This is a genomic window from Paenarthrobacter sp. PPS72 (assembly GCF_048537125.1).
Taxonomy (GTDB): Bacteria; Actinomycetota; Actinomycetes; order Actinomycetales; family Micrococcaceae; genus Arthrobacter; species Arthrobacter nitroguajacolicus_E.
Genome location: NZ_JBLYIE010000088.1, coordinates 1 through 2,850, shown reverse-complemented (window position 1 = coordinate 2,850; position 2,850 = coordinate 1). Strand labels below are relative to the sequence as shown.

At 61.9% G+C, this 2,850-nt stretch carries 4 protein-coding genes; 1 reads left to right on the top strand and 3 read right to left on the bottom strand.

Features of this window, described 5'->3' with window-relative positions; translation table 11 throughout:
- Positions 1–21 precede the first annotated feature (21 nt).
- The 3 genes from ACLRGI_RS23180 to ACLRGI_RS23170 all read right to left on the bottom strand — a co-directional run bounded on the left by ACLRGI_RS23180 (position 22) and on the right by ACLRGI_RS23170 (position 1,160).
- Positions 22–216 (bottom strand): TFIIB-type zinc ribbon-containing protein, encoded by a 195-nt coding sequence (locus ACLRGI_RS23180; protein WP_419203786.1) that lies wholly within the window; start codon positions 214–216, stop codon positions 22–24.
- The gene (locus tag ACLRGI_RS23175; RefSeq protein WP_419203785.1) at positions 213–689 is read right to left on the bottom strand and encodes an ArsR/SmtB family transcription factor; all 477 of its coding nucleotides are present in this window, start codon (positions 687–689) and stop codon (positions 213–215) included. The genes ACLRGI_RS23180 and ACLRGI_RS23175 overlap by 4 nt, the downstream gene beginning before the upstream one ends.
- 204 nt (positions 690–893) lie before the next feature.
- Positions 894–1,160, bottom strand: a complete 267-nt coding sequence (locus tag ACLRGI_RS23170) for a hypothetical protein (protein ID WP_419203784.1) — start codon at positions 1,158–1,160, stop codon at positions 894–896.
- A 323-nt stretch (positions 1,161–1,483) separates the two neighbouring features.
- On the opposite strand from ACLRGI_RS23170, the gene ACLRGI_RS23165 reads away from it, so the two are divergent.
- The gene (locus tag ACLRGI_RS23165; RefSeq protein WP_419203783.1) at positions 1,484–2,392 is read left to right on the top strand and encodes a cation diffusion facilitator family transporter; all 909 of its coding nucleotides are present in this window, start codon (positions 1,484–1,486) and stop codon (positions 2,390–2,392) included.
- Positions 2,393–2,850 lie beyond the last annotated feature (458 nt).

The window sequence follows — 2,850 nt, the reverse complement described above, 5'->3', positions numbered from 1 at the left end:
ACACGCTCCTCGTCGGCAGCGTCAGATGTGTATAAGAGACAGGTTCCGGGCCGCGTAGAACGACGCTTCGGCGTCCATCAGGGACTCCAGCTCGCCCCGGTCCAGGAAAATTCCCCGGCACCCGGTACATTGATCGATGATGACGCCGTTACGTTCGTAAGGACGCATCTCCGCTGCACATTTCGGGCAGGTGAGAGGGGCAGGTGAAGCGTTCATGATGGCTCCTGATAGTTGGGTTCGATGGGTTCGGAGTGCCCGGTTGACGGGTAAGTAGGGGCGGGGGCTGCGGTGACCGCCGGAGAGTGTGAGACGTGGGTGATCGCCATGTCCAGCAGCATCCGGACATGGCTGTCCCCGAGCCGGTAAAAAACGACGCGGCCCGCACGGCGGGTTTCCACCACACGGTGCGCGCGCATCAGCCGGAGAGCCTGGCTGACCGAGGATTCACTCAGCCCGGTCACCGTGGCAAGATCCTGCACGCACACCTCCCCGGCCTCAAGCAGGGTGGCAAGGATCCGGACCCGGCCCGGGTCGCCCATCAACCGGAACACCGCGGCGACGCGTTCTACATCCTCCGGCGAGGGCAGCGCCCCCTGCAGGACCTCAAACCGCCTGCCATCGCCACTATTGTCCCGGTTCCTCACGGAGGTGCCGTCAGGGTCTGGAATGGATCGAAGGCCTCGGCTCATATGAACAACTTATCATTTGATCAGATGAGCACCATGGCGACGGCTTGGGCCGCTTCTGGGTTCGGAAGGTCCTCCGAATGGTACGGACCACCGGGGCCCGCAGCCCTCGTCCTGCGCCCGAGTCGTCTTGGTGGGCCATGAATTGACTGGGCACCCTTGGCCGGATTGCACTGAGGTTTCACCAGACCCGCCCACAAGCTCGGACTACGCTCCGCCACCAAAGGCGAGGACGGGCCGGTGCAGCCTGTCCTCGCCGCGAAGGTCCACGGAGCGGAGGGGCGTGGCGTTCGTTGCCGGGTGCCTGTTCCTCAAGTCGGCCCGGAACTGGATCACACTCAAGCTCCACAGCGCCCTTGACTCCGCACCCGCAGCGGCCGCCTGGGGAGGCCACAGGGGTACCAACCGGGCGCCGCCACGGAACAGGCCCCGGATGACCACCCCTTTGGCCGCACCGCGCCAGGAAATCATCATCGACGCCGAAATTTGAGATCAAGTGTCGACCTCCGTTGAGAAGCTCTGCCGCCGGGAGGACCGGGCCTGTCGTTTCCTCAGCACCGGACTTTGAGCCATAACAGTCGGCCGTCGGGGTAGTGATCGGCGTATTCTTGGCGGCTGCAGACCAGCCGGATAGAACTGGGCCGAAAAATGTAGGTTAGCCAAACGATCCCGGAATGCGACAGCAATTATGTGCAAGACTCTTCACATATAACTACGGCTGGACCCGTTCGGGAGCCGGAACGGGTCCAGCCAGTCTTCTATCGCCGTGAGCCAAAGCAACTCGGAGGGGACGCTCCATGAGCAACGAAGATGGTCATGTGCACGCCAGCGCGGTAACTGCCGGAGCCCGCCACCGAAAACCTCTTCTGATCGCGTTCGGCCTGACAGGCGCCTACATGCTCGTGGAGTTCGTCGTCGGGATCGCCGTCAACTCGCTCGCGCTGCTTTCGGATGCGGCCCACATGGGGACCGATGTTCTGGGGCTGGGCATGGCGCTGGCCGCGATCACGCTGGCCGCAAAGAAAACCACCAGTCAGCGCACCTACGGTTTCTACCGACTCGAGGTATTGGCGGCGCTGGCCAACGGGATCCTTCTCTTCGGGGTCGCCGGTTACGTCCTCTTCGAAGCGGTGCAGCGTTTCTCTTCGCCCCCAGACGTTCCCGGGATCCCGCTCCTTGTGGTGGCCAGCGTCGGTCTGGTGATCAATCTGATCAGCTTCAGGCTTCTGGTGGCCGGTTCCAAGGAAAGCCTGAACCTGAAGGGCGCCTACCTTGAAGTGCTGGGGGATCTGCTGGGTTCGGTCGGGGTCATAGCGGCCGCCATCATCATCTACACCACCGGGTGGACGTACGCCGATCCGATCATCGGTGTGGGCATCGGGCTGTTCATCCTGCCGCGTACCTGGAAACTGACCCGGCAGGCGCTGCGGATTCTGATGGAATCCGCGCCTCCGGGCCTGGACGTCGAAGAGGTCCGTGCGCGGATTCTGGCGCTGCCCGGCGTGGACAGTGTCCATGATCTGCACATCTGGACGATTACCTCAGGGCTGGAAAGCGCCACGGGCCACGTTCTTACCAGTAAAGGCGCTGACGCCCAGGCAACCCTCGATTCAGTTTCCACATTGTTGATGGAGGAGTACAACATTACGCACACGACCATCCAGTGCGAATCACGGCTGTGTGCCGAGCACGCCAGCCCTGTCTGAACTCCTCGCCCTTACCAGGCGCAAGAAGCACCGGCGCGCCCTGACGGCCCACACGTTCCTCGGGACGGTGATGCGGTTGGGTCCAGGACAATCTACGTACGCGTCCGGCCGTTGGCCTGATCAGAGCGTCGCCAGTGCCGCCCGTGTCAGGCATGCATGAGGGGACTACGTCCTGATGGGCTCCAATCAAGTTGAAACAATCATACGGGTGGCAATCGCGCGGGTGACTTTCGCTGATGAAAGGAGCCGTTCCCATGCTTGGGCTGGCTGCCAAGGGCAGCAGGACATAACCTAGATGTGTATTCCCAATACAACGCCTAGTGTCAACGGCTCAAAAATCCGACTGACCTAGTGCCGCGTGTTTGAAGTTTTCTTTGGTTTGGCTTTCGCCAGGATTTCTTCAGGTGATTTGGTCCAGGTGAAGGGGTGGCTGCGTTTGTTCCAGCCGGTGATGAACT

Coding starts and splice junctions, on each gene's coding strand:
- ACLRGI_RS23180 (WP_419203786.1), bottom strand. CDS start 216: ATGAACGCTTCACCTGCCCCTCTCACCTGCCCGAAATGTGCAGCGGAG.
- ACLRGI_RS23175 (WP_419203785.1), bottom strand. CDS start 689: ATGAGCCGAGGCCTTCGATCCATTCCAGACCCTGACGGCACCTCCGTG.
- ACLRGI_RS23170 (WP_419203784.1), bottom strand. CDS start 1,160: ATGATGATTTCCTGGCGCGGTGCGGCCAAAGGGGTGGTCATCCGGGGC.
- ACLRGI_RS23165 (WP_419203783.1), top strand. CDS start 1,484: ATGAGCAACGAAGATGGTCATGTGCACGCCAGCGCGGTAACTGCCGGA.